This is a genomic window from Tenacibaculum sp. Cn5-46, assembly GCF_022347705.1.
Classification (GTDB): Bacteria; Bacteroidota; Bacteroidia; order Flavobacteriales; family Flavobacteriaceae; genus Polaribacter; species Polaribacter aiptasiae.
The window spans coordinates 455,573-475,655 of the sequence record NZ_JAKRGD010000001.1 but is presented as its reverse complement, the minus strand read 5'-3'; the positions used below and the strand labels follow the sequence as shown (position 1 = coordinate 475,655).

Annotated in this window: 17 protein-coding genes; 5 read left to right on the top strand and 12 right to left on the bottom strand. The window is 30.1% G+C overall.

Annotation, left to right across the window (positions count from 1 at the left end; translation table 11 throughout):
* Positions 1-792 carry an ABC transporter substrate-binding protein gene (locus MHN29_RS02120; protein WP_235273245.1) on the top strand — a complete coding sequence of 264 codons (792 nt, stop codon included), beginning with the start codon at positions 1-3 and terminating at the stop codon, positions 790-792.
* 362 nt (positions 793-1,154) lie between these two features.
* Here the strand turns inward: MHN29_RS02120 and MHN29_RS02115 are convergent, their stop codons facing one another.
* Together MHN29_RS02115 and MHN29_RS02110 are read right to left on the bottom strand one after the other, a co-directional pair.
* A complete protein-coding gene (locus MHN29_RS02115; RefSeq protein WP_235273247.1) occupies positions 1,155-1,862 on the bottom strand; it encodes a DUF4197 domain-containing protein in 708 nt (235 codons plus the stop codon).
* Positions 1,863-1,911: 49 nt separating this feature from the next.
* Positions 1,912-2,076, bottom strand: coding sequence for a DUF5522 domain-containing protein (locus MHN29_RS02110; RefSeq protein WP_235273248.1), 165 nt, complete (start codon positions 2,074-2,076; stop codon positions 1,912-1,914).
* A 103-nt stretch (positions 2,077-2,179) separates the two neighbouring features.
* Between MHN29_RS02110 and MHN29_RS02105 the strand changes: the two genes are divergently transcribed.
* Positions 2,180-2,806 (top strand): hypothetical protein, encoded by a 627-nt coding sequence (locus MHN29_RS02105; protein ID WP_235273249.1) that lies wholly within the window; start codon positions 2,180-2,182, stop codon positions 2,804-2,806.
* A gap of 76 nt (positions 2,807-2,882) precedes the next feature.
* Here MHN29_RS02105 and MHN29_RS02100 read toward each other — a convergent pair whose 3' ends face one another.
* Complete coding sequence (locus tag MHN29_RS02100; protein WP_235273250.1) at positions 2,883-6,536, bottom strand: M1 family aminopeptidase; 3,654 nt, start codon at positions 6,534-6,536, stop codon at positions 2,883-2,885.
* A 22-nt stretch (positions 6,537-6,558) separates the two neighbouring features.
* Complete coding sequence (locus tag MHN29_RS02095) at positions 6,559-7,446, bottom strand: ABC transporter ATP-binding protein (RefSeq protein ID WP_235273251.1); 888 nt, start codon at positions 7,444-7,446, stop codon at positions 6,559-6,561.
* A 186-nt stretch (positions 7,447-7,632) separates the two neighbouring features.
* Between MHN29_RS02095 and MHN29_RS02090 the strand changes: the two genes are divergently transcribed.
* Positions 7,633-8,745 (top strand): hypothetical protein, encoded by a 1,113-nt coding sequence (locus MHN29_RS02090; protein ID WP_235273252.1) that lies wholly within the window; start codon positions 7,633-7,635, stop codon positions 8,743-8,745.
* Positions 8,746-8,801: 56 nt separating this feature from the next.
* On the opposite strand, the gene MHN29_RS02085 is transcribed toward MHN29_RS02090, so the two are convergent.
* The 3 genes from MHN29_RS02085 to hutH are packed head-to-tail and all read right to left on the bottom strand — an operon-like array spanning position 8,802 to position 12,856.
* Positions 8,802-9,350 (bottom strand): DUF4136 domain-containing protein, encoded by a 549-nt coding sequence (locus MHN29_RS02085; RefSeq protein WP_235273254.1) that lies wholly within the window; start codon positions 9,348-9,350, stop codon positions 8,802-8,804.
* Positions 9,351-9,361: 11 nt separating this feature from the next.
* Positions 9,362-11,356 carry a urocanate hydratase gene (locus tag MHN29_RS02080; RefSeq protein WP_235273255.1) on the bottom strand — a complete coding sequence of 665 codons (1,995 nt, stop codon included), beginning with the start codon at positions 11,354-11,356 and terminating at the stop codon, positions 9,362-9,364.
* A gap of 12 nt (positions 11,357-11,368) precedes the next feature.
* Entirely contained in the window at positions 11,369-12,856 is a 1,488-nt protein-coding gene (gene hutH, locus MHN29_RS02075) for a histidine ammonia-lyase (protein WP_235273658.1), read from the bottom strand.
* A 78-nt stretch (positions 12,857-12,934) separates the two neighbouring features.
* Between hutH and MHN29_RS02070 the strand changes: the two genes are divergently transcribed.
* Together MHN29_RS02070 and MHN29_RS02065 are read left to right on the top strand one after the other, a co-directional pair.
* Positions 12,935-13,819: a LysR family transcriptional regulator gene (locus tag MHN29_RS02070; protein ID WP_150900443.1), complete on the top strand. Its 885-nt coding sequence runs from the start codon at positions 12,935-12,937 to the stop codon at positions 13,817-13,819.
* 128 nt (positions 13,820-13,947) lie between these two features.
* Positions 13,948-14,202, top strand: coding sequence for a hypothetical protein (locus MHN29_RS02065; protein ID WP_317132389.1), 255 nt, complete (start codon positions 13,948-13,950; stop codon positions 14,200-14,202).
* On the opposite strand, the gene MHN29_RS02060 is transcribed toward MHN29_RS02065, so the two are convergent.
* From MHN29_RS02060 to MHN29_RS02040, 5 genes are all read right to left on the bottom strand, one after another.
* Complete coding sequence (locus tag MHN29_RS02060; RefSeq protein ID WP_235273256.1) at positions 14,197-14,814, bottom strand: DUF6134 family protein; 618 nt, start codon at positions 14,812-14,814, stop codon at positions 14,197-14,199. The two genes, MHN29_RS02065 and MHN29_RS02060, sit on opposite strands and share 6 nt — an antisense overlap.
* A 3-nt stretch (positions 14,815-14,817) precedes the next feature.
* Positions 14,818-17,325 carry a DUF5686 and carboxypeptidase-like regulatory domain-containing protein gene (locus MHN29_RS02055; RefSeq protein ID WP_235273257.1) on the bottom strand — a complete coding sequence of 836 codons (2,508 nt, stop codon included), beginning with the start codon at positions 17,323-17,325 and terminating at the stop codon, positions 14,818-14,820.
* A gap of 7 nt (positions 17,326-17,332) precedes the next feature.
* On the bottom strand, positions 17,333-18,181 hold the full coding sequence (locus MHN29_RS02050) for a sterol desaturase family protein (RefSeq protein ID WP_235273258.1): 849 nt from the start codon (positions 18,179-18,181) through the stop codon (positions 17,333-17,335).
* Between the two features lie 163 nt (positions 18,182-18,344).
* A complete protein-coding gene (locus tag MHN29_RS02045; protein ID WP_235273259.1) occupies positions 18,345-18,719 on the bottom strand; it encodes a hypothetical protein in 375 nt (124 codons plus the stop codon).
* Positions 18,720-18,835: 116 nt separating this feature from the next.
* On the bottom strand, positions 18,836-19,963 hold the full coding sequence (locus MHN29_RS02040) for an AraC family transcriptional regulator (RefSeq protein WP_235273260.1): 1,128 nt from the start codon (positions 19,961-19,963) through the stop codon (positions 18,836-18,838).
* Positions 19,964-20,083 lie beyond the last annotated feature (120 nt).

Here is a 20,083-nt window from a genome sequence, read left to right as displayed (position 1 = left end):
ATGAAGTTCAAAGACCAAATAAACAGAGTTTTTGAATTAAACAAAACTCCAAAACGAATTATCTCTTTAGTTCCAAGTCAAACAGAATTGCTTTTTGACTTGGGATTGGAAGAGAATATTGTTGGAGTTACTAAGTTTTGTGTACATCCAACTCATTTAAGAAAAGAAAAAACTATTGTTGGTGGTACTAAAACTATTAAGCTTGATAAAATAAAAAGTTTAAATCCCGATATTATTCTTTGCAACAAGGAAGAAAACACGAAAGAAATTGTTGAAGCTTGTGAACGTATTGCTCCAACTCATGTTTCTGAAATTTTTACCCTTGATGATTCTAAAGAGTTAATAACTCAATATGGCTCAATTTTTTCTTGTGAACAAAAAGCTTTAGAAATTAATTCTGAATTAGATCGTAAATTACTTCACTTTACCCAATTCATTAAAAATAGGGATGAAAAAAAAGTAGCTTATTTTATTTGGAGAGATCCTTGGATGGTTGCTGGAAACACTACTTTTATTAACCATCTTTTAGAACTAAATAAATTTAAAAATATTTATAGTTCTAAAAGCCGTTACCCAGAAGTAAAATTAACAAACATTATTTCTGATGGAAACCCTGAATTTATTTTACTCTCATCCGAACCTTATCCTTTTAAAAATAAGCACAAGGAGGAATTAAGAGAACATACAAACCACGCAAAAATAATTTTTGTTGATGGTGAAATGTTTTCTTGGTATGGAACCAGGTTGTTAAAAGCCTTTGACTATTTTCTAGATTTACACAACAGAACTTGAGAGGTCCTTATCTAAATATTTAATTCTATTAAGCTTCTCTAAAACTTTCATTGCCTTAAAAGCAGAGCGATCACTTTTACATTCATCCTCATACTTGTAATCATTAGCTCTCTCAACCAATTTACGGTACCTATTTTCTAGATGCTCTCTATACCTTTGTAATTGATTAACTCTTGACATTTTGTAATTGATTAACTAGGACCATAAATATACACAAATATTTGATTTACAACAACATAAAAGCAACCGTATTTAATTCTTAGTGTTTTCCCTATGCTTTTTATACGATTTAACCTTATTACAAAAAAAAGAGCCTATTATCAAATTTCATAATAGGCTCTTAAGAAACAATATATATTATTTTATCTTTTATCTTGTAAAGCAAATACTTGACGTAATAATGCTGTATTACGTAAACCTACTTTTTCTCGTATTCCTTTTTCTTCTACTTCTATCATTGTAAAAACTCCGTTTAGAGCTTGCGTAGTAACATAATCTGTTAAATCTGGATTTACTTTTTTTACAAACGGTATACTATTGTATTTTGAAATTAAGTTTGTCCAAATTTTATCGGCACCTACTTTAGCAAAAGAGTTTTTAATTACCGGATTGAATTCACTATATAATGCTCTATTTGTTTTTCCTGCTAAATAAACTGTAGCAGCATTTTTCTCTCCTAATAAAATATTTTTCGCATCATTAAATGTTATTTCTTTCACTGCATTTACAAATATTGGTGTTGCTGTTTTTACTGCATCTTCTGCTGTTCTATTAATCGCTTTCAGCCCTTCATCTGCCAAATTACTTAAACCTATTTTACGTAACCCTTTATCTACTGCTTGCAATTCTTTTGGCAAAACAATTTTCACTAATTTGTTTCTATAAAAACCATCTTTTGCTGTTAGTTTTTTTACTTGGTTTTTTATTCCATTATCTAATGCTTGACGCAAACCATTTCCTATTTGCTCTTGAGATAATGCTCCTCCTTGTGGTAATTGATTTACTACCTTTTGTAACTCTGCACATCCTGTTAATAAAACAACGAATGTTACTGCTATAATTTTTTTCATTTCTCTTTAATTTATATTTTTTAGAAACAGTTATTTTATAAATGTCACTTTATTTAAAGCTATCTGTTTTTTTATCGTATCCATAAGGGCAATGCTTACAGCCATTTTTACAACAATAACCTCTTTTTAAATGATATTTTTCTGTAAATACTCTATACCCCTGTTCATTTAGGTAATAATCTTCTTCAGTAAGAACTACTCTTCTATTATGCATGAATGCAAAAATAATTGTTTTTATTATTAATATAACTCCATGTAACAAAAAGCTTGTTAAATACACCTATATATAGTACTATTGAATACATTTTACAAACTCTATGGGATATACATTCATTTTAATCATTATTAGCTTAATAAGCATAGGCTTTTTAATTCTTTTAAAAAAGAAACAACAAAAATCAGAAACGCTATCTTTTGTTTCAACTCTTCTAGCTACTCTTTTCGGTGTTCTATTAGCCGTTAACTTATCAAATAGAGAAAACCTTAAAAAAGAGAAAGCTGATACTGTTAAACTTTTAAAATCTGCTAAAAATATTATTGATAATACTTTTGATTATACAAAAGGGTTAGGGACTTATATTGATACTATTAAAAAAGATTCTAGTTACACCCCTAACCTTATTAATAAACTAAAATTAGACAACCCTATTCCTTATCCTGATTTAATGGAAAATATTATTTCTAACGAAGTTGTTTCTAAAAACATCTCTGAGTATAGCCATAATTTCATTTTTAGTAGTTTAATCAATTTGAGAAAAATAGCAAACTATAGCTCTATTGATACTTATAAGTTTTTATTGAAAGAACTTGAATTTATAATTGACCTTGAAATCAAATATCAAGAAAGAGAAATTGACGAAGAAGAGCTTGAAAAAATGTACAATAAAGGAAAAGAGAGATTAGAGGAAGAGTTTCCACATGACAGTAAAATTATAATTGATTAATAATTTAGATACCTTTTAAAATAAAAAGCGCCTTGTTATTATAACAAGGCGCTTTATTTTTTACGTAAGTAGTATTTTAAAGTTTTCTTCTATTGTCATCAGACTTTGTATCTATTAACTTGTTATAAGGATCTACTCCTACTTCAACAGGTTTTTTATCTACAATTATTGAAACTTTATTATTTATCTGTGTTATTTTATGTTTTTTCAAATATAACTCTACTTCTTTTTTCTTTCCATCCACTTCTTCTTCACCAAAAATACCGATATCTACATAGTCAGCTAACTTAACAGATAATACTGGCTTTTTCATTTTTTCAGTTTTATATGTTAAAGTATCTCCTGCTTGCTCACCATAAAAACGTTTTCCTTTTTCGTCATTACGATATTTAGAAACTTCAAACTCTATATCAACTTGGTATTTTCCATTTTCTAACTCTTTAGACTCTACTTTAGTTACTCTATTTTTATATAAAGTAATGGTTTCAAACATATCTTTAATTACATATTGTAAACTATCTGGTGTTGCTTTCTTTATGTAATCAACCATTTCAATTGATGTAGTATATGGCGCATCTTGAAACTTAACCTTTTCTACATATTCTTTTAAAGCATTGTTTAGCTTATCTTCTCCAATATAATCGCTTAAAGCATAAAATACTAAAGACCCTTTTTGATAACGGATATACCCTTGTCCGTCGTTATACATTAATGCTTTTTCTCGTTTACGCTCAAAAGTACGTTGTTGTAAATAATCGTCTAAGCTTTTCTTTAAGAACTTACGCATCTTCGTTTTCCCATATTCGTGTTCTAATACTTTTAACGACACGTATTCTGATAAACTTTCCGATAACATAGTTGCTCCTAAAACATCTGCTCCAATTACTTGGTGTGCCCACCATTGATGTGCTAATTCGTGAACTGTAATTGCAAATGGATAATCAACTCCTCCTTCATCTGTATCATCTACATCAGCAATAAAACCAACTGCTTCTGAGAATGGAATCGTATTTGGAAATGATTGCGCAAAGCTTCCTTCTGTTCTTGGAAATTCAATAATTCTAACCTGTCTATGTTGATATGGACTAAAGTTTTTTGAATTATAATCTAACGATGCTTTTATTCCTTTAAACATTCTATCTAAATTATACTCATGCCCTTTTTGATAATAAATTTCAAGATTTACATCATTCCACTTATCTTTTTTAATCTCGTATTTAGCTGAGTTAAACGCATAAAAATTTAGAATCTTACTATCCATTTTATAATGGAAATAACGACGTCCATCTTTTGTCCATTCCTTTTGTAAATATCCAGGTGCAATAGCTATTTGATCTTCTGATGTTGAAACAGTGGCTTCAAAATCAATCCAATCTGAATCTTTAGAAATATAAGTATCTCCTAAAGCTGTGCTATCTGATGGATGTGGCCTTAATTCATTCTTTGGTAAACCAAACTTCTTTCTAGTCTCATCATCTCTTAATTCTCCTCCTGAAGCATAGCCTAATGACGGATAAATTCCACTATTTATAAATGTACCATTTTCTAATACTGGTGAATGGTTTCGTAAAAATGTATTTGGCTTATTATGAACCGTAAATTTCAACTCTAAACTATCTCCTGGTTGTATTGGTGTTTTGAATTTATAAATATCAAAATTCTGAACTGTATCTTCCAGCACTAACGTATTTGGTTTATTAAACTCAAATGTACTTGGATAGTCGTTATGATTTAAGAAAACACTATCAATAGCTTCGTTAGTTTTATTTATCATTTTATAAGTTCCAGAAGATTTAAAATCTCTTGTCTTCGGGAAAATATTCATATCTACATTTACAGCCACAATTCTAGGTTGGGCTTTTCCTTCATACTTTTTATAATTCTTCTCCCAGTCAACTCTTAATTGCTCTCTTTCTTTCGATGATAAACGTGTATTTAACACATTGTTTTCATAATAGATTCTTCCTCCTAAACCGAAAAACAAAAGAGTCAAAACAGATAAAACCCCTATTACTTTATAATTTAGACGTTCTTTTGCTATTTTTAATCTTTCTGCAAAAGAAAATGTTACTCCTCTCATCCAAAATAACTTTGCTAAAACCAATAGGATCAAACCTCCTATAAACCAATAAATCTTATAAGCAAAATATCTATTAAATGAAGCCCCATATTCATTCATATCAGAATACTGGTAATTAGAACCTTGATTATACTTAAATACTGATTGTTCAATTCCCGCTAACGATAATAATGGTAATCCTATTAACAAAACTAACAGCACAAATAATCCTAAATATTGGTTTTTGATTAATGTTTGAATCAACATTGCCAAGAATGCCCAGATAACAAAATGGATAAACATTAGTACATACACCTCATAAAAATAGTGTCCTAATTCAAAATTATAATACCCTTTATATATCTGAAATAACACTCCAGCCACAACAATTACTCCTAATAATACAATCTGCATTTTTAGAATAGCAATAAATTTAGACACTAAAAGTGTCCAGTTTTTTACTGGAGTCACATCTATTAAATGGTTGGTTTTTGCTATTTCTCCTCTTCGTATTAACATTCCAGCATATAGAAAAGTTAATAAATTTATAAAGAAGGTGAATACAGTTCCTGGTAATAATAACATTTGCCAAGTAGTAGGATATGTTTTAGTTCCAAACAATTCTCCTGCTGTTCGAGCAAACACTAATAATGATATCAAACCAACTAATAAAATGGCTATAAATGGCCAACTCTTGAAGATATATTTAAAATCTACATTTGATAATTTCCAAGTAGTTTTTAAATCATTTATAAATGAATAATCATAAGCAACTTTAGGTAATTCTATACGAGTAATCCCTCCAAAGTTATGCTTTATAATACGTTCTCCTTTATTCTTTTTAAAACTAAATGTAAATGCACTCTGAGTAAATGAAAACAACTTATAAACTCCTGCTAATATAACACTCGCTATCCCCAACCATAATAATCGGTTATAAATGATGACTCCTTTAAAAGGCAGCATTAATTCATTTTGTTCTGCTACTGTCCAATAACGCGTATAATAATTTGCAGCTTGTGATCCAAAAGGATCAAATAAAGCTGACCAAAAACGATTATCTGGATTTGACAAAAAGCTTTCCGCTACACCTTGAACAAACATTAATAAAACTACTGTTATAAAACCTGCAGCAATGTTTCTAGTGAATGTAACGACTCCAAATACAATAGCTCCAAATAATAATACATTTGGTATAATGTATACTAAATAAGAATGCAAATATGCTGAAAAATTAAAAGCTCCAACTATTTCTTGATTTGTTCCTGGCAATCGAAAACCTAAAAACAAACCAATCCCTGCAACTAAAATAATTAAGAGTACAACTACAAAAGAACTTAAAAACTTAGCCGATAAATAATTCGCTTTGCTAAATGGGTAAGAATATAAAATTGAATGCATTTCACTTTTATAATCTCTATATACCGAAACCCCAATAATAGAAGGAAATAAAAAGAATAAAATTATTGCCATAGCATTAAAATTACCATTAATTGCCGATGGTGAGTTTACAATGATTGAAGATCCTGTAGATACAGTAAAAAAGTCAAAAATACCTGCAGAGCTTGACGATAAAAAAAGAGCCACTAAAAACAAAATAGCTGTAAATATGTAAGTAACTGGTTTCTTTAACCAGTATTTTAATTCGTGTTTGAATATTGTAGAAAACATGTGTTCTTAGTTTAGAATTTGATTAAACTGCTACTGGTTGATCTTCTTTTAATGCTAAAAAGTACACATCATCTAACTGTGGTGTAGCCTCTTTAAAGTCTTCAGCTGGTTTTGTTTCTGAAAACACACGTACATTTAATGTATTGTCTTGATTGTAATTTGAAGATAATACATTGTAAGTAGCTTCCGTTTGCTCTAGCTCTTCTCTATCAATAATTTTAGTCCAAATTTGTCCTTCAATTTCTTTTGTAGCTTCTACTGGAGTTGTATGCTTTAAAATACGTCCTCCGTTTAGAATTGCCATCTCTTTACATAACTCTTTAACGTCTTCCACAATATGCGTTGAAAAAATAACTGTACAATTGGTTCCAACTTCTCTTAACACATTTAAAAATCGGTGACGCTCTGCTGGATCTAATCCTGCTGTTGGTTCATCTACTATAATTAGTTTTGGATTATTCAATAATAATTGCGCTATTCCAAAACGTTGTTTCATACCTCCTGAATATCCTGCTACATATTTTTTACGTACTTCATATAAATTGGTAATTTCTAATACTTCTCTCACCAATTTTTCTCGATCAGATTTTGATGCAATTCCTTTTAATGTTGCGAAATAATCTAATAAATCTTCTGCTGACATTTTTGGATACACTCCAAACGATTGTGGTAAATACCCCAATACTTTTCGTAATGCCATCTTATCTTCTAAAACATTGATATCACCAAAAGTAATAGTTCCAGAGTCTGGACTTTGCAATGTAGAAATAGTACGCATTAATGAAGACTTTCCCGCTCCATTTGGTCCTAATAATCCAAACATTCCTGTTCCGATTTCTAAATTTAAACCATCAATAGCTTTTACGCCATTCTTATAGGTTTTTGTCAAATTCTCTATAACTAACTTCATACTTTTTGGTTTTGTAATTTTAATGATTTACATATCAGTAGATTTGATTAATAGTTTGTTACATTTTTTTTTAACATTTTTTTAAAAGACTACTTTATTTGGAAATAAACTTCTTTAATACGGAAGTAAAAAGCTCGCTTTTTTCATTAAAAATGAAATCTTAACAACAAATAAAATTTATTACATATGAAAAAAGTATTTCTACTACCTATTATTTGTTACTCGTTATTAATAGGTTGTCAAACATCAGACTCTGATGTTTTAGAAAACGAGAAAAAGGAAATTATTACTTCTGGAAGAGTTGAAAACATTCCTTTAATTAGAAAAGTTACCGCCTCTTTTAACAAAGTTCTGCAAGACAAAGAAATGTTTTACGCTATGAAAAACATTTTTGAAGATGACGTTATTATTAAAGAATCTTTAAATGACAAGGCTTTTATATTATCTGATAATATTTTTGAAGATCATGTTATGCTAAAAGCCTCATTTGTATTTGAAGACCATCTTATATTGAAAACCAAAATTATTAAAGACGATGTTTTACCTAAAGCTTCTTTTAAGGAAAGTTTCATAACAAACTACAAAATTCTTTATCCAGAAGACGAAATAAACATAGTTAGTATTTTAAAAGAATTGCCTAAACTTTATTTTGGACTACCTCTTTCATCTATAAAAAACTATGATTCTTGGAAAGAAAAAGGCTTTCCTATTTTAGCTAAAAGTTATGATGCTAAAAATAATCATCTTCAAAAAATAACTAGAGAAAACACCATTGATTTAATTGGTATTGAATCTTTCAATAAACTTATTAAAAATACAAATGAGCCTTATGATAATTACTATCTCTTAAAATCAGAAAATTCTAATGTACTTATCGCGGCCAGGAAAAATCAAGGTAATATTGTCATTCTAAATAATGGTAATCCTAATATCAGTTCTTTTAAAATTAACAATAAGAAACATTACAATAGCATTACAGTAAATAATTTAAAAGAAACCTATACCATTGCTCAAAATAATATGATGACACAGACTTATCTTGATCTCCCACAAGGCTGTACTGGTTACTACAGTTTTATTTGCGGTAGTTTAGAAATGCAACAATACTATTCTAAAATGCAGGAATTAGCTAATCAAACTTGTCAAACTATTTGGAGATGTATTCCTTGTTGTGATTCTTATACTGGAGGAGTTATTTACAATACTACTCTTTTTGAACCAAACTCTATAAAATGTAAAAAAACTATGGATTATATAAAAGTGCTTAGTATGTACTCTTTAGAAATGGAAGGTAATTAATATTAATAAAAAAGGAGTTTTAAATATTTAAAACTCCTTTTTTTTATCTTATAAAATTACTTCTTACTTCCCGGAGGATACTTTGCCATAATTTCTTTTACAAACTCTCTAATTCTGGCCTCTTTTTTCTCCATATTGGTAATTTTTAATGCTCCAGTTCCAATTCCTTGCCAAACTAACTCTTTATTCTTTGCATCAATAATATCCAAAAATAATGTTCCTTCAGTATACTGGTTTACATTTAAACGATTGGCACCTCCCCACATCCATGGATTCCAGCCCCAACCATAACCCCAGCCCCAGCCGTAGTTAACATCATTGACATTGATTCGTTCTCTAGATTTGGTAAACAAACTAACTAATACATCTGGATTAGATGATTTAGTCATTCCTTTTGCTACTAATTCAGCTTCAACTGCACGCATAATTCTCTTCTTATCTAAGTCAGAGATAGGTGCTTTATCAATTCCTGTTTTATAAAACGCAAATGTTTTATAGTCATTAAAATTTACTTTAGTATCGTAATCTGTAGCCACTTTTATACTACTACAAGAAACAATAAACAAAGTAATCATTGGTAAAAAAAGTAATCTCGATATCTTCATGTTCTTAGGGTTTATACATTTTCTAATAATGCATCATCCACTAAGTTTGGTAAAGTTACTTTTAAGTTAGGTTCAACGTTCATGGCACGTTTAATAGCAAAAACTGCTTCTTCATTTCTTGCCCAACTACGACGTGCTATTCCGTTATTTACATCCCAAAAAAGCATTGATTTTAAGCGTCTTGATGCATCTAAACTACCATCAAGAAGCATGCCAAATCCTCCGTTCATAACTTCACCCCATCCTACTCCACCTCCATTGTGGATTGAGACCCATGTAGCTCCTCTAAAGCTATCTCCAATTACGTTGTGAATAGCCATATCTGCGGTATAACGAGAACCATCGTAAATATTTGAAGTTTCTCGGTATGGAGAATCTGTTCCTGATACATCATGATGATCACGACCTAACACAACTGGTCCTATTTCACCTCTCTCAATAGCATCATTAAACGCTTGTGCTATTTTCATTCTTCCTTCAGCATCTGCATATAAAATTCGTGCCTGAGACCCTACTACTAATTTGTTTTCTTGAGCTCCTTTAATCCACTGAATATTGTCAGCCATTTGTTGCTGAATTTCTTCTGGCGAATTCTTTCTTATTTCTTCTAATACGCTACAAGCAATTTCATCTGTTTTAGCTAAATCTTCTGGTTTTCCTGAAGCACATACCCAACGGAATGGTCCAAAACCATAATCAAAACACATAGGCCCCATAATATCCTGTACATAACTTGGATATTTAAACTCTCTACCTAATGTAGGATTTGGATTCATTACATCTGCTCCTGCTCTACTCGCTTCTAATAAAAATGCATTCCCATAATCAAAGAAATAGGTGCCTTTAACTGTGTGCTTATTAATAGCTGCCGCATGACGACGTAGTGTTTCTTGTACTTTTTCCTTAAATAACTCTGGATTATTTGCCATCATATCATTTGATTCTTCAAATGACTGATCAACTGGATAATATCCTCCTGCCCATGGATTATGCAATGATGTTTGATCAGATCCTAAATCAATATGTACATTCTCTTCTGCAAACTTCTCCCAAACCTCAACTATATTTCCTAAATAAGCTATTGAAACTACTTCTTCATTTGCTTTAGCTTCTTTAACTCTCTTAACTAATTCATCTAAATCGGTAATTTTTTCATCTATCCACCCCTGATCTAAACGTATTTGTGTAATCTTAGGGTTTACTTCTGCACAAACTGTAATACATCCTGCTATATTTCCAGCTTTTGGTTGTGCTCCACTCATTCCTCCTAAACCAGCAGTAACAAACAAACTTCCTTTTGGCGATTTTCCTATCTTTCTAAATCCATTTAATACTGTAATTGTTGTTCCATGCACAATTCCTTGTGGACCTATATACATGTAACTTCCTGCTGTCATTTGCCCATATTGAGTAACTCCTAAAGCATTAAATTTCTCCCAATCGTCTGGTTTTGAATAATTAGGTATCATCATTCCATTTGTAACCACAACTCTTGGTGCGTCTTTATGAGATGGAAATAATCCCATTGGATGCCCTGAATACATTACTAAAGTTTGTTCATCTGTCATTTCAGACAAATACTTCATTGTTAGTAAATATTGAGCCCAGTTAGAAAATACTGCTCCATTTCCTCCATAAGTAATTAACTCATGTGGGTGTTGCGCTACCGCATAATCTAAATTATTCTGAATCATCAACATAATAGCTTTCGCTTGTAACGATTTCCCAGGGTATTCTTCAATATCACGTGCATGCATTTTGTAAGTAGGACGAAAACGATACATATAAATACGTCCATACTTTTCTAACTCTTCAGCAAACTCTGGTAATAATACCTCATGGTGTTCTTTATCAAAATAACGTAATGCGTTTCTTAGCGCTAATTTTTTCTCCTCTGCGGTTAAAATTTCCTTACGCTTAGGCGCTCTGTTTATTGATGAATCGTATACTGGAATTTCTGGTAATTCATTTGGAATTCCTTGTTGTATTTGTTCTTTGAATGTCATAATAATTTCTTTTTACGCTACTTTAAATTCTTGATTTTTAACCATTACTACCAAAGCATTAATATCATCTTTTAATACTCTATCTTCTTCTAATTTAGCTACTTTATTTCTAATTAGTTTAAAGTTTTCTTCTATGATTGATGAAAACTTATTTGGTCTTCTAAAGTCCATTGCCTGTGCAGCATACATAAACTCTATTGCTAATATTTTATCTAAATTCCCTAAAATTTGGTTGAATTTTCTTCCTGAAATACTTCCCATAGAAACATGGTCTTCCTGACCTAATGACGTAGGTACACTATCTGCCGACGGTGGAAAACACAATGATTTATTTTCTGTTACTAAAGCTGCTGTAGTATATTGAGGAATCATAAAACCTGAATTCAATCCGCCAGCTGTAGTTAATAATCTAGGTAAACCGTATTTTCCTTCTAATAACAAATATGAACGTCTGTCTGAAATATTACCTAACTCCGCAACTGCAATTGATGCATAGTCTAACACCATTGCTAAAGGTTGTCCATGGAAGTTCCCTCCTGATATCGCTTCTGTTTCACTTAATACAATTGGGTTATCTGTTACAGAGTTCATTTCTATTTCAGCCATTTCATTTAAATGATTGTAAGCATTTCTTGATGCTCCATGTACTTGTGGCATACAACGAATAGAATATGGATCTTGTACTCTTGGGAAACTAGTATCTTCTGCATTTTGAGAATCTTTTAAAAGCATTCTCATACGTTCCGCTACTTTTAAATTTCCTTCAAATGGACGTATTTTATGTAACTCTTCTCTAAATGGTGATACATTACCTGAATAGCCTTCTAAAGTCATAGCTCCAGCAACATCAGCCAAATCTAATAGGTACTCCATTTTTTTCAAACCTAGGATAGCATGTGCTAATATAAACTGTGTTCCGTTTATTAACCCCAAACCTTCTTTAGCTTGTAATATTAAAGGCTCTAAACCATTATCTTTTAATACTTTTTTTGCTGATTCTATACTATCTCCAACCCAAAATTCTCCTTCTCCTAACAATGGTAAGAATAGATGAGATAATGGCGCTAAATCTCCAGAAGCCCCTACTGAACCTTGCTCTGGAACTACTGGCAATAAATCATTTTCAATAAAATATACGATACGTTCTATCATTTCTAAACGTACTCCTGAAAATCCTTGACATAACGCATGTACTTTACATATCATCATGATTTTAGATAACTTTTTATCTATAGGATTTCCTACTCCAACCGCATGTGTGATTAATAAGTTTTCTTGTAACTTACTTGTCTCTTCTGGTGTTATCTGTACGTCACATAATGGACCAAAACCTGTATTTATACCATAAATAGCGGCATCAGAATTTGCCATTTTATCAACCTTCCCTCTACATACATTTACTTTATCTTTAGCTTCAGATGTTATTTCTGCTTTTAAAGTTCCTTCGGCAATTGCAATTACTTTGTCTACCGTTAAGTGATCTATTCCGTATTTAAACATGTCTATTATTTCATTTTTCACAAAGTTATTTTTAATTTTGATAACCAACAATATCAATTAAATCATCAATTAATAACTATGAGTTATCAAATAGAATTAAGACACTTTAGATATTTTTTGGCTGTTGCTGAAGACTTACACTTTAGAAAAGCTGCTGAACGTCTTTTTATTTCACAGCCTGGTTTAAGTAGACAAATTAAACAAATGGAGGACGATTTAGGTGTCGAATTATTTGTGAGACATAACAGAAAAGTTGAATTGACTTCTGCGGGTTTATATCTTAAAAATGAACTTACAAGAAACCTTAAAAACTTAGATAACATTTTAGACTATGCGAAGCTTCTTCAAGATGGCAAACAAGGTAAACTAGAATTTGGTTATGTTGGTTCTGCTATGCAAGACATTATTCCTAATTTATTAATTCAATTTAAAAAAGAGCACCCTAATGTACAATTTGGATTGAAAGAAATGGACAATCAGAAGCAAATTGAAAGTTTACTTTCTCATGACATTGACGTTGGTTTTGTACGTTTAGATAGAGTTCCAAGAGGTTTAAATATTAAACCTATTTTAAAAGAATCTTTTTGCTTAGTATTACCCAAAAACCATCCAATAAACACTTCTAACTTTAAAGGTTTACAAGAATTAAAAGATGAATCTTTTATCTTATTTGACCCTTCTTATAGCCCGTCTTATTATGAAAAAATAATGCAAATATTTGATGAAAGTGGCTTTACTCCAATTGTTTCTCATAATACAATTCATGCTGCTTCTATTTATAAATTAGTTGAAAACAACTTTGGTTTATCTATTGTTCCTAAGTCACTTCAAAAAGGATACAACATGAACGTAAAGTTTATTGAGCTCCATAAAATACCTCAACGCACAACACTTTCGGTTGTATGGGATAAGAATAATAGAAACCCCATTGTGGCTTCTCTTATAGAAAAGATTACTACTTAAAAACACTCTTTTCATTCTTATAAGATATAAAATGGTTACTTTTACACCATAATCTTATCATGATTTTTATCTCTAAACATATCATCCCGAAAGGGTTCATTGGGCTAACCTTATATCCTTTTATTTTTTTGAAAAGAAAAGATCTAAGGTATAACTACGAGTTAATTAATCATGAAAAAATTCATTTAAGACAACAACAAGAATTACTTATTATTTTCTTTTTCTTGTTTTACATTATTGAATGGCTAGTTAAGTTGATTATTTATAAAAACCGCCATTTAGCTTATAAAAACTTAAGCTTTGAACGTGAAGCTTATTTAAACGAAACGAATCTATATTATTTAGAAAAAAGAAAGTTTTGGAGCTTTATCCATTATTTATAATTTTCCTAATTGCTTTTTTTCCGTTTTTAAAATCATTTCAAAATTGAATAAGGTTTTTCGAACTATACACTTTTTCAAAACTCCTTCCTTATTGTATACATAAGTATCTTTATGCCTGCTATTTGGGTTAATTAAATCAAACTTATTTTCACTTATTTTCACCATGGTTTTATAAAAACCTCCTACCTCTTCAAAGACTCTTTCGTTGTTTTCCGGCTTATGATAAGTTAACATTATAGTACTCATAAATATCGGTTTATCATGATATGTTTCTTTACCATCGGTTACTATAAAATATTTATCCGTTTTATATTCTAAAACCGCTTTTTCCCTAGTTTTTTTATTTTTTTTCACTTCATAAAAACTACTTTGCAAAACATCGTTTTCATACACAGTTTCCATAAAAGTTGAAATTTCTTTTTTTCCAAAAAAGCGAATTGATGAAAAGGAACTAGTCTTATAAACTGTTTTAGTTCCTTTTTGAATTCTATTTGCTGTAACTGTTCCTATTTTTTTTCCAAAAACCTTTACATCATAAATATATTCTTGTCCGTACAATGTAGCGCTTGCTAAAAACAGTACTATAATTATTAGTTCAATTTTTGTCTTCATAAGTTAAAATGATGTTTTAAAACCAACTCGTATCCCAAAACCTGGGCTTACTGGTCCGTTTACATTTTTAAAATCTCCTCTCCAAATAAAATCAACACGTAAGGGTCTCAAATTTCCATAACCTATATTTTCTATTCCAAAACCATATTCGAAATATGGTTTTCTGTTTGGTGCTGTATATTTTATCGTTGATCTATTTATCTTTTTATTTTTGTTTGAAATACTTCCATAAACTGCTCTAAAAGTCAGTAAACTTCTCAATCCTAATTTTTTAATTAGAGGAATACGGTTAAAAATCAAACCATTAAAATGCTGTTCAAAATGACCTTCAATTGAACTATCTGCTACAAAATCATAATAATCTAACAATGCAAATGTGTTAGGAGTTAAGAAATAAGTTTGATTTGAAGGCACCGCTGTTAATACTGACAAAGGTGTTTTTCCGAATGTTTTTGCTGCTATAATAGTTGGATCGAATACTCCAAACTTTCCTACTGGTATTGGGTGGTTATATAAAATTGATAACTTTTCATAATCTACATTTCCTCCAAAAACTCCCTTATAAGCCTTTTTATAATTTACTAATAACTTGGGATATAACTTTGTTCCTAACTGTCTATCAACTCCAAAACCTTCTGTTATTCTTCCTCGCTGATAGCTTAAATAAAAATCAGAATACACATCTTTGGTTACATTTATTGTTTGATTCTTTTTCTCATCAAAAAATGCCATAGAAAAACGTTTTGGATCTGCTGATGATATTTTTTCATGAGCCAACTTAATTCCCATATTAAAGTTTTTAGCTACCTCCACATCAAATCGGAACATTTTCTTTTTCACTTTCGCTAAAAAATAATTATCTCCTCTTACAAAAACTGCTTTCGGGCCTTTGTCTGGCTGTGGTATTAAATCTCTTTCATTAAATCTCGTAAACCCCATTTGTTCAACATCATCCATATAAGCTGCTCCAATAGTGATTCTTGGTTTTGACGAAACCAAATACCTACCTTCTAGACCATATTTAAACTTTTTATCTTTGAATCCATAAGCTCCATAACCTAATAATTTCATTCGGTCATTATTAGTTCTAAAAGTTCTAAAACCTAATCTTAACCTAATTCCTTCAACATCATTTCTTGCAGTTGTAGTAAATATATTTCCTAACTGTATTCCTGTAATTGGTGTAAAATAACCGTCTGACAACGTATATATGGTACCCGTTATCTTTTTTACTTTACTACTAGATTTTACTTTATCTACAAGCTTAAATGTATTTTTTGCTGCTTCATCTTGCTTTGTATTCCAATAAGTATCAGATTTTTTAAATTGATTGGCTGAATTTTGGACTATTTTTACATCATAAAAATCTGCCGATTTTTCTCTATCAAAAACATATTTTGAGAACTTTTCTTTTTTTACTAGATAAATGCCTTTTTCCTTATTATTCTTTGTCAAAAAAGTGAATTCTCCTTTATATTTATTTGTTTTCGGCAAATAAATACTGTCATTTTTTAATAAAAATGTTTTTTCTATTGATAAGTCTCTAACGAAATTCAGATTTACATCTTTTAAAATTTCCATATCAATAGAAGTTAAAGCATAGCTTTTATCGGCAACTTTCATGTGACCTTTGAATACCAAGTCTCCTTTTTGTCGAGGAAAAAAATGAATGGTATATTCTTTTCTATTATTTACTGTTGAACTATCTGAAAGCACATAATCATAGCTTCCAAACCCTGTTGTAGAAATTGGACTAATAAAGGTTTTATCTAAAATAAATACATTATCATTATACACATCTATCTCTTGAAAAATAGTAGTAGCTCTATCTACATATTTCCCTAGTTGATGTATTCCTATTTTTCGTTCACCTTCAACATCTCTTCTTTCTTTGTGTAATAAATTATTCCCATAAACTTTTTCACTTTTCTCTATGAACTCTACTGGTAAATAGTAAGTATCATTATCATGGTTTTTTTGCACATTCTCTTTTAAGTCTTGAAATTTTTTACGTAAAACTTTACGAACAAAAGCACTATCCATATTTCCAAAACCAAGTTCTCTTGAATTATACTGATCATATTGATATGACCTAACCAATGAAAGTCCATTTTTTTTCTTCCTCTTCCAAATTTCTTTTAATATTCTATACGCAGGATTTTCTTCTTTCTTTACTCTCTTTTTTGGTCGTTTAACAATTACTACTTCTTCTAAAGTGGTATTATCTTCTTTTAACGTAACCTTTACTCCATTCGTTATCCTATCTTTCAATTCAATTTCTTGAGTTTGAAAACCTAGAAAAACAATTGATATTACTGATTGTTTTTTAGTACTTTGTATATAAAACTCACCATTTTCATCACTTACTGTCCCTATAGTAGTTCCTTTAAAAAAAACATTTACATAAGGTAAAGGTTCATTATTCTCATCTAAAATTTTACCACTAACTTTTGTCTGTGCACTCAATGCAGTGTATATGAAAATAAACACTACTACTAACCTCATCTTCATCCTAAAACTACTTTACCGTTTTTAACTTTACTTTTTTATAAATAGGATTAGTTGAATGCTCTCTGTTTTCATCAAACGGACGAGTAATTAAATTTTTAAAATCTTTATTTTCCTCTACATCCATATTGGTATCTATTCCATGTACAATGTCTGATTGTTTCATTTTACTGAATGTTGAAAACAATCGATCCCAAATAGAAAATATATCTCCATAATTACTATCTGTTTGCGGTAACACATAGTGATGGTGTATGTGGTGTGTATTTGGTGTTACAAATAAAAGCGATACAATATTGTTTACCTTTTCTGGCAATTTTGCCTTTGAATGCGAAGTTAAATTGATAAAACTTTGAATAAATTGTTTGATTAATAAGAACTCTACTGGAACTCCTAAAACGAAAACTATAGCTATTAAAAAACTTACTCTTACAGTAGTTTCTCCAGGATGCTCTCTAACTGTTGTTGAAATATCTACATCCATATCGCTATGATGTATTTGATGAAACCTCCAAAAAAGTGGAACTCTATGCATCATTACATGGTACCAATAATCAAAAAAATCAATACATATAAAAGCTACAATAAAGTGTAATATTGAAAACTCTTCTAAAGGTAATTGGTAAAGTAAACCCCATTTTTCTTTAACTGTCCAATTCGCTACCATAAATACTATGGTAGAAAGCCCAATTTGAACCGGCAACACAAATATTATAAACTTTGCATTTAATAATGAATGAAGTGCTTTTTGTTTTATCTGCTGAGAGAACAGTACTAATTCTAATCCCCAAAAGAAAAAAATAATAAAAGCATAAACAATTAATTGTAAAACCAATGGGTTTTCATAAAATAGAGACATAGTGGATTTTTTTTAAGTGACTATAACGTTAATTTGGTTGGTTGACGGCTATAGTTATCCTATCCTACATCATGTTTAAAACATAAACATGACGTAAGACTAATGATAATTTCACTCTAGTTAATAGAGTTAAATATTAGATTTATTAAACTTTAAACAACTGTTATTTCTTCTGATAATGTAGGGTCAGAATTCCCTCTTCGGTAGCTACATCTAGTACCATTTTATGAGCAGTAAAACTTTTTACTTTAAAAACAGCATCATCTTCCCCTGCTTTTACAGTAATTGTTTTTGATTTATCATCAACAATAAAACTTCCGCTTACTTTTTCACCTAAAAAACCTGTAAACTTACTAGGCTTTTGGTACTCTTGATAGGCTTCTGCAACTCCAAAAACTTCCATAGGACTTCCTTTTTGTCCCATTGCTTCTACTTGCTTTAATTGCCATTTACCAAAAATTTGTTTAGAAATCTCTTGACATTGTGCTGGAGCGTGTCCCAACCAAAGTATAATTATGGTTACTATTATTTTCTTCATCGTGATTTGTTTTTAAAATTAGACATGTACTTCTAAAAAGTAACTTTATCCCTTCAATAAATAACGTTACAATTACCTGTCAGCAAAGAAACGCTACACGATTAAAAAAATTCTTTTTAACAAGTCCTAGAACACGTATTCGGACTTCTTAACCCGTTTTTATACTCACTCGGAGTGACTCCTTCCACCTCTTTAAACACCTTGTAAAATGTTGATTTTGAGGAAAAACCAGCATCTTTTGCTAATCCTAATATTGAATAATGTACAACTTTGTCCGAACTTAATAGTTTCTTGAATTCTTCTACTCTAAACTTATTAATAAAACCATGAAAATTACTTTTTGCACATGAATTTATAAGCTCAGATAACTCTCTTTCTTTTATGAACAGATAGCCTGAAAGTAGTTTTAAAGTTAAATCTGGATTAGTAAAATATTTCTCCTTTAGAATTTGTTCACAACAACGTTTATACTTCTCTAAATTTACATCATCTACACTTTTCAGTTGTGAATTATTATTATCTTGATTATCTGTCTCAGGAATTTCTACTAAGGCAACCGCTTCTGAAACATCATTAATGTAACCAATTTGTTGAAATCCATTATATCCTACCCAATACACCACAAAAAAAGTAAGCATACTTAGAATAAATTCTAAAAACACCTCTAAAGGATGATTATCAAACACCATTATTAAAACACCTTCAAAAAGAATATAGAAATGTATTATGATAGTTGTGATTACAATTATTTTAACCCATGAAATACTTTTATCTTCTATATAAGAATAATAACTCTTTAATTTCTTTTTAAACTTATTTAATACTCGAAAAGAGAAAAACAATAATGAAAAGTTTAGTACAACAAATGATAAACCTTGTAAAACCTCATCTCCTTCAGAATCTGAAAAACCAATAATATTCATTAAAATCCCAGGTAAATAGAGTAGTAACCAAGCATATGATATATTTTTCCTTGCCACAGTTAAAGCATAAAGGAATATAGAAGGCATGATAAAAAAATCGGTTTCTATCACTATTCTTATATTATCCGATAGTATTCCTAAATTCTCATCCTCAAAAAGATCTTCTAAAAATCCTATTGATAAACTCAACACAAAAAGCGCTAAGTAAATATTTCCTTTTTGGTTTTTTATTTTTAGTGTAATAAAAAGAATTCCAATAGTTATACCCGAAAAGGCTGTTAACAAATCAAATAACAGTGATATAAGTTCAAAGTTCTTCAATGAAATTGATATTTTAAGTTATAAATCAGTCTACCCAACACTGATTCTTTGGTTACAAAAACGAGCTTTATCTAGTTTTTATTACTTCCAAGCTCTAAAACTTCTGCGCAACATACAAGA

Coding starts and splice junctions, on each gene's coding strand:
- MHN29_RS02120 (WP_235273245.1), top strand. CDS start 1: ATGAAGTTCAAAGACCAAATAAACAGAGTTTTTGAATTAAACAAAACT.
- MHN29_RS02115 (WP_235273247.1), bottom strand. CDS start 1,862: ATGAAAAAAATTATAGCAGTAACATTCGTTGTTTTATTAACAGGATGT.
- MHN29_RS02110 (WP_235273248.1), bottom strand. CDS start 2,076: ATGCATAATAGAAGAGTAGTTCTTACTGAAGAAGATTATTACCTAAAT.
- MHN29_RS02105 (WP_235273249.1), top strand. CDS start 2,180: ATGGGATATACATTCATTTTAATCATTATTAGCTTAATAAGCATAGGC.
- MHN29_RS02100 (WP_235273250.1), bottom strand. CDS start 6,536: ATGTTTTCTACAATATTCAAACACGAATTAAAATACTGGTTAAAGAAA.
- MHN29_RS02095 (WP_235273251.1), bottom strand. CDS start 7,446: ATGAAGTTAGTTATAGAGAATTTGACAAAAACCTATAAGAATGGCGTA.
- MHN29_RS02090 (WP_235273252.1), top strand. CDS start 7,633: ATGAAAAAAGTATTTCTACTACCTATTATTTGTTACTCGTTATTAATA.
- MHN29_RS02085 (WP_235273254.1), bottom strand. CDS start 9,350: ATGAAGATATCGAGATTACTTTTTTTACCAATGATTACTTTGTTTATT.
- MHN29_RS02080 (WP_235273255.1), bottom strand. CDS start 11,356: ATGACATTCAAAGAACAAATACAACAAGGAATTCCAAATGAATTACCA.
- hutH (WP_235273658.1), bottom strand. CDS start 12,856: ATGTTTAAATACGGAATAGATCACTTAACGGTAGACAAAGTAATTGCA.
- MHN29_RS02070 (WP_150900443.1), top strand. CDS start 12,935: ATGAGTTATCAAATAGAATTAAGACACTTTAGATATTTTTTGGCTGTT.
- MHN29_RS02060 (WP_235273256.1), bottom strand. CDS start 14,814: ATGAAGACAAAAATTGAACTAATAATTATAGTACTGTTTTTAGCAAGC.
- MHN29_RS02055 (WP_235273257.1), bottom strand. CDS start 17,325: ATGAAGATGAGGTTAGTAGTAGTGTTTATTTTCATATACACTGCATTG.
- MHN29_RS02050 (WP_235273258.1), bottom strand. CDS start 18,181: ATGTCTCTATTTTATGAAAACCCATTGGTTTTACAATTAATTGTTTAT.
- MHN29_RS02045 (WP_235273259.1), bottom strand. CDS start 18,719: ATGAAGAAAATAATAGTAACCATAATTATACTTTGGTTGGGACACGCT.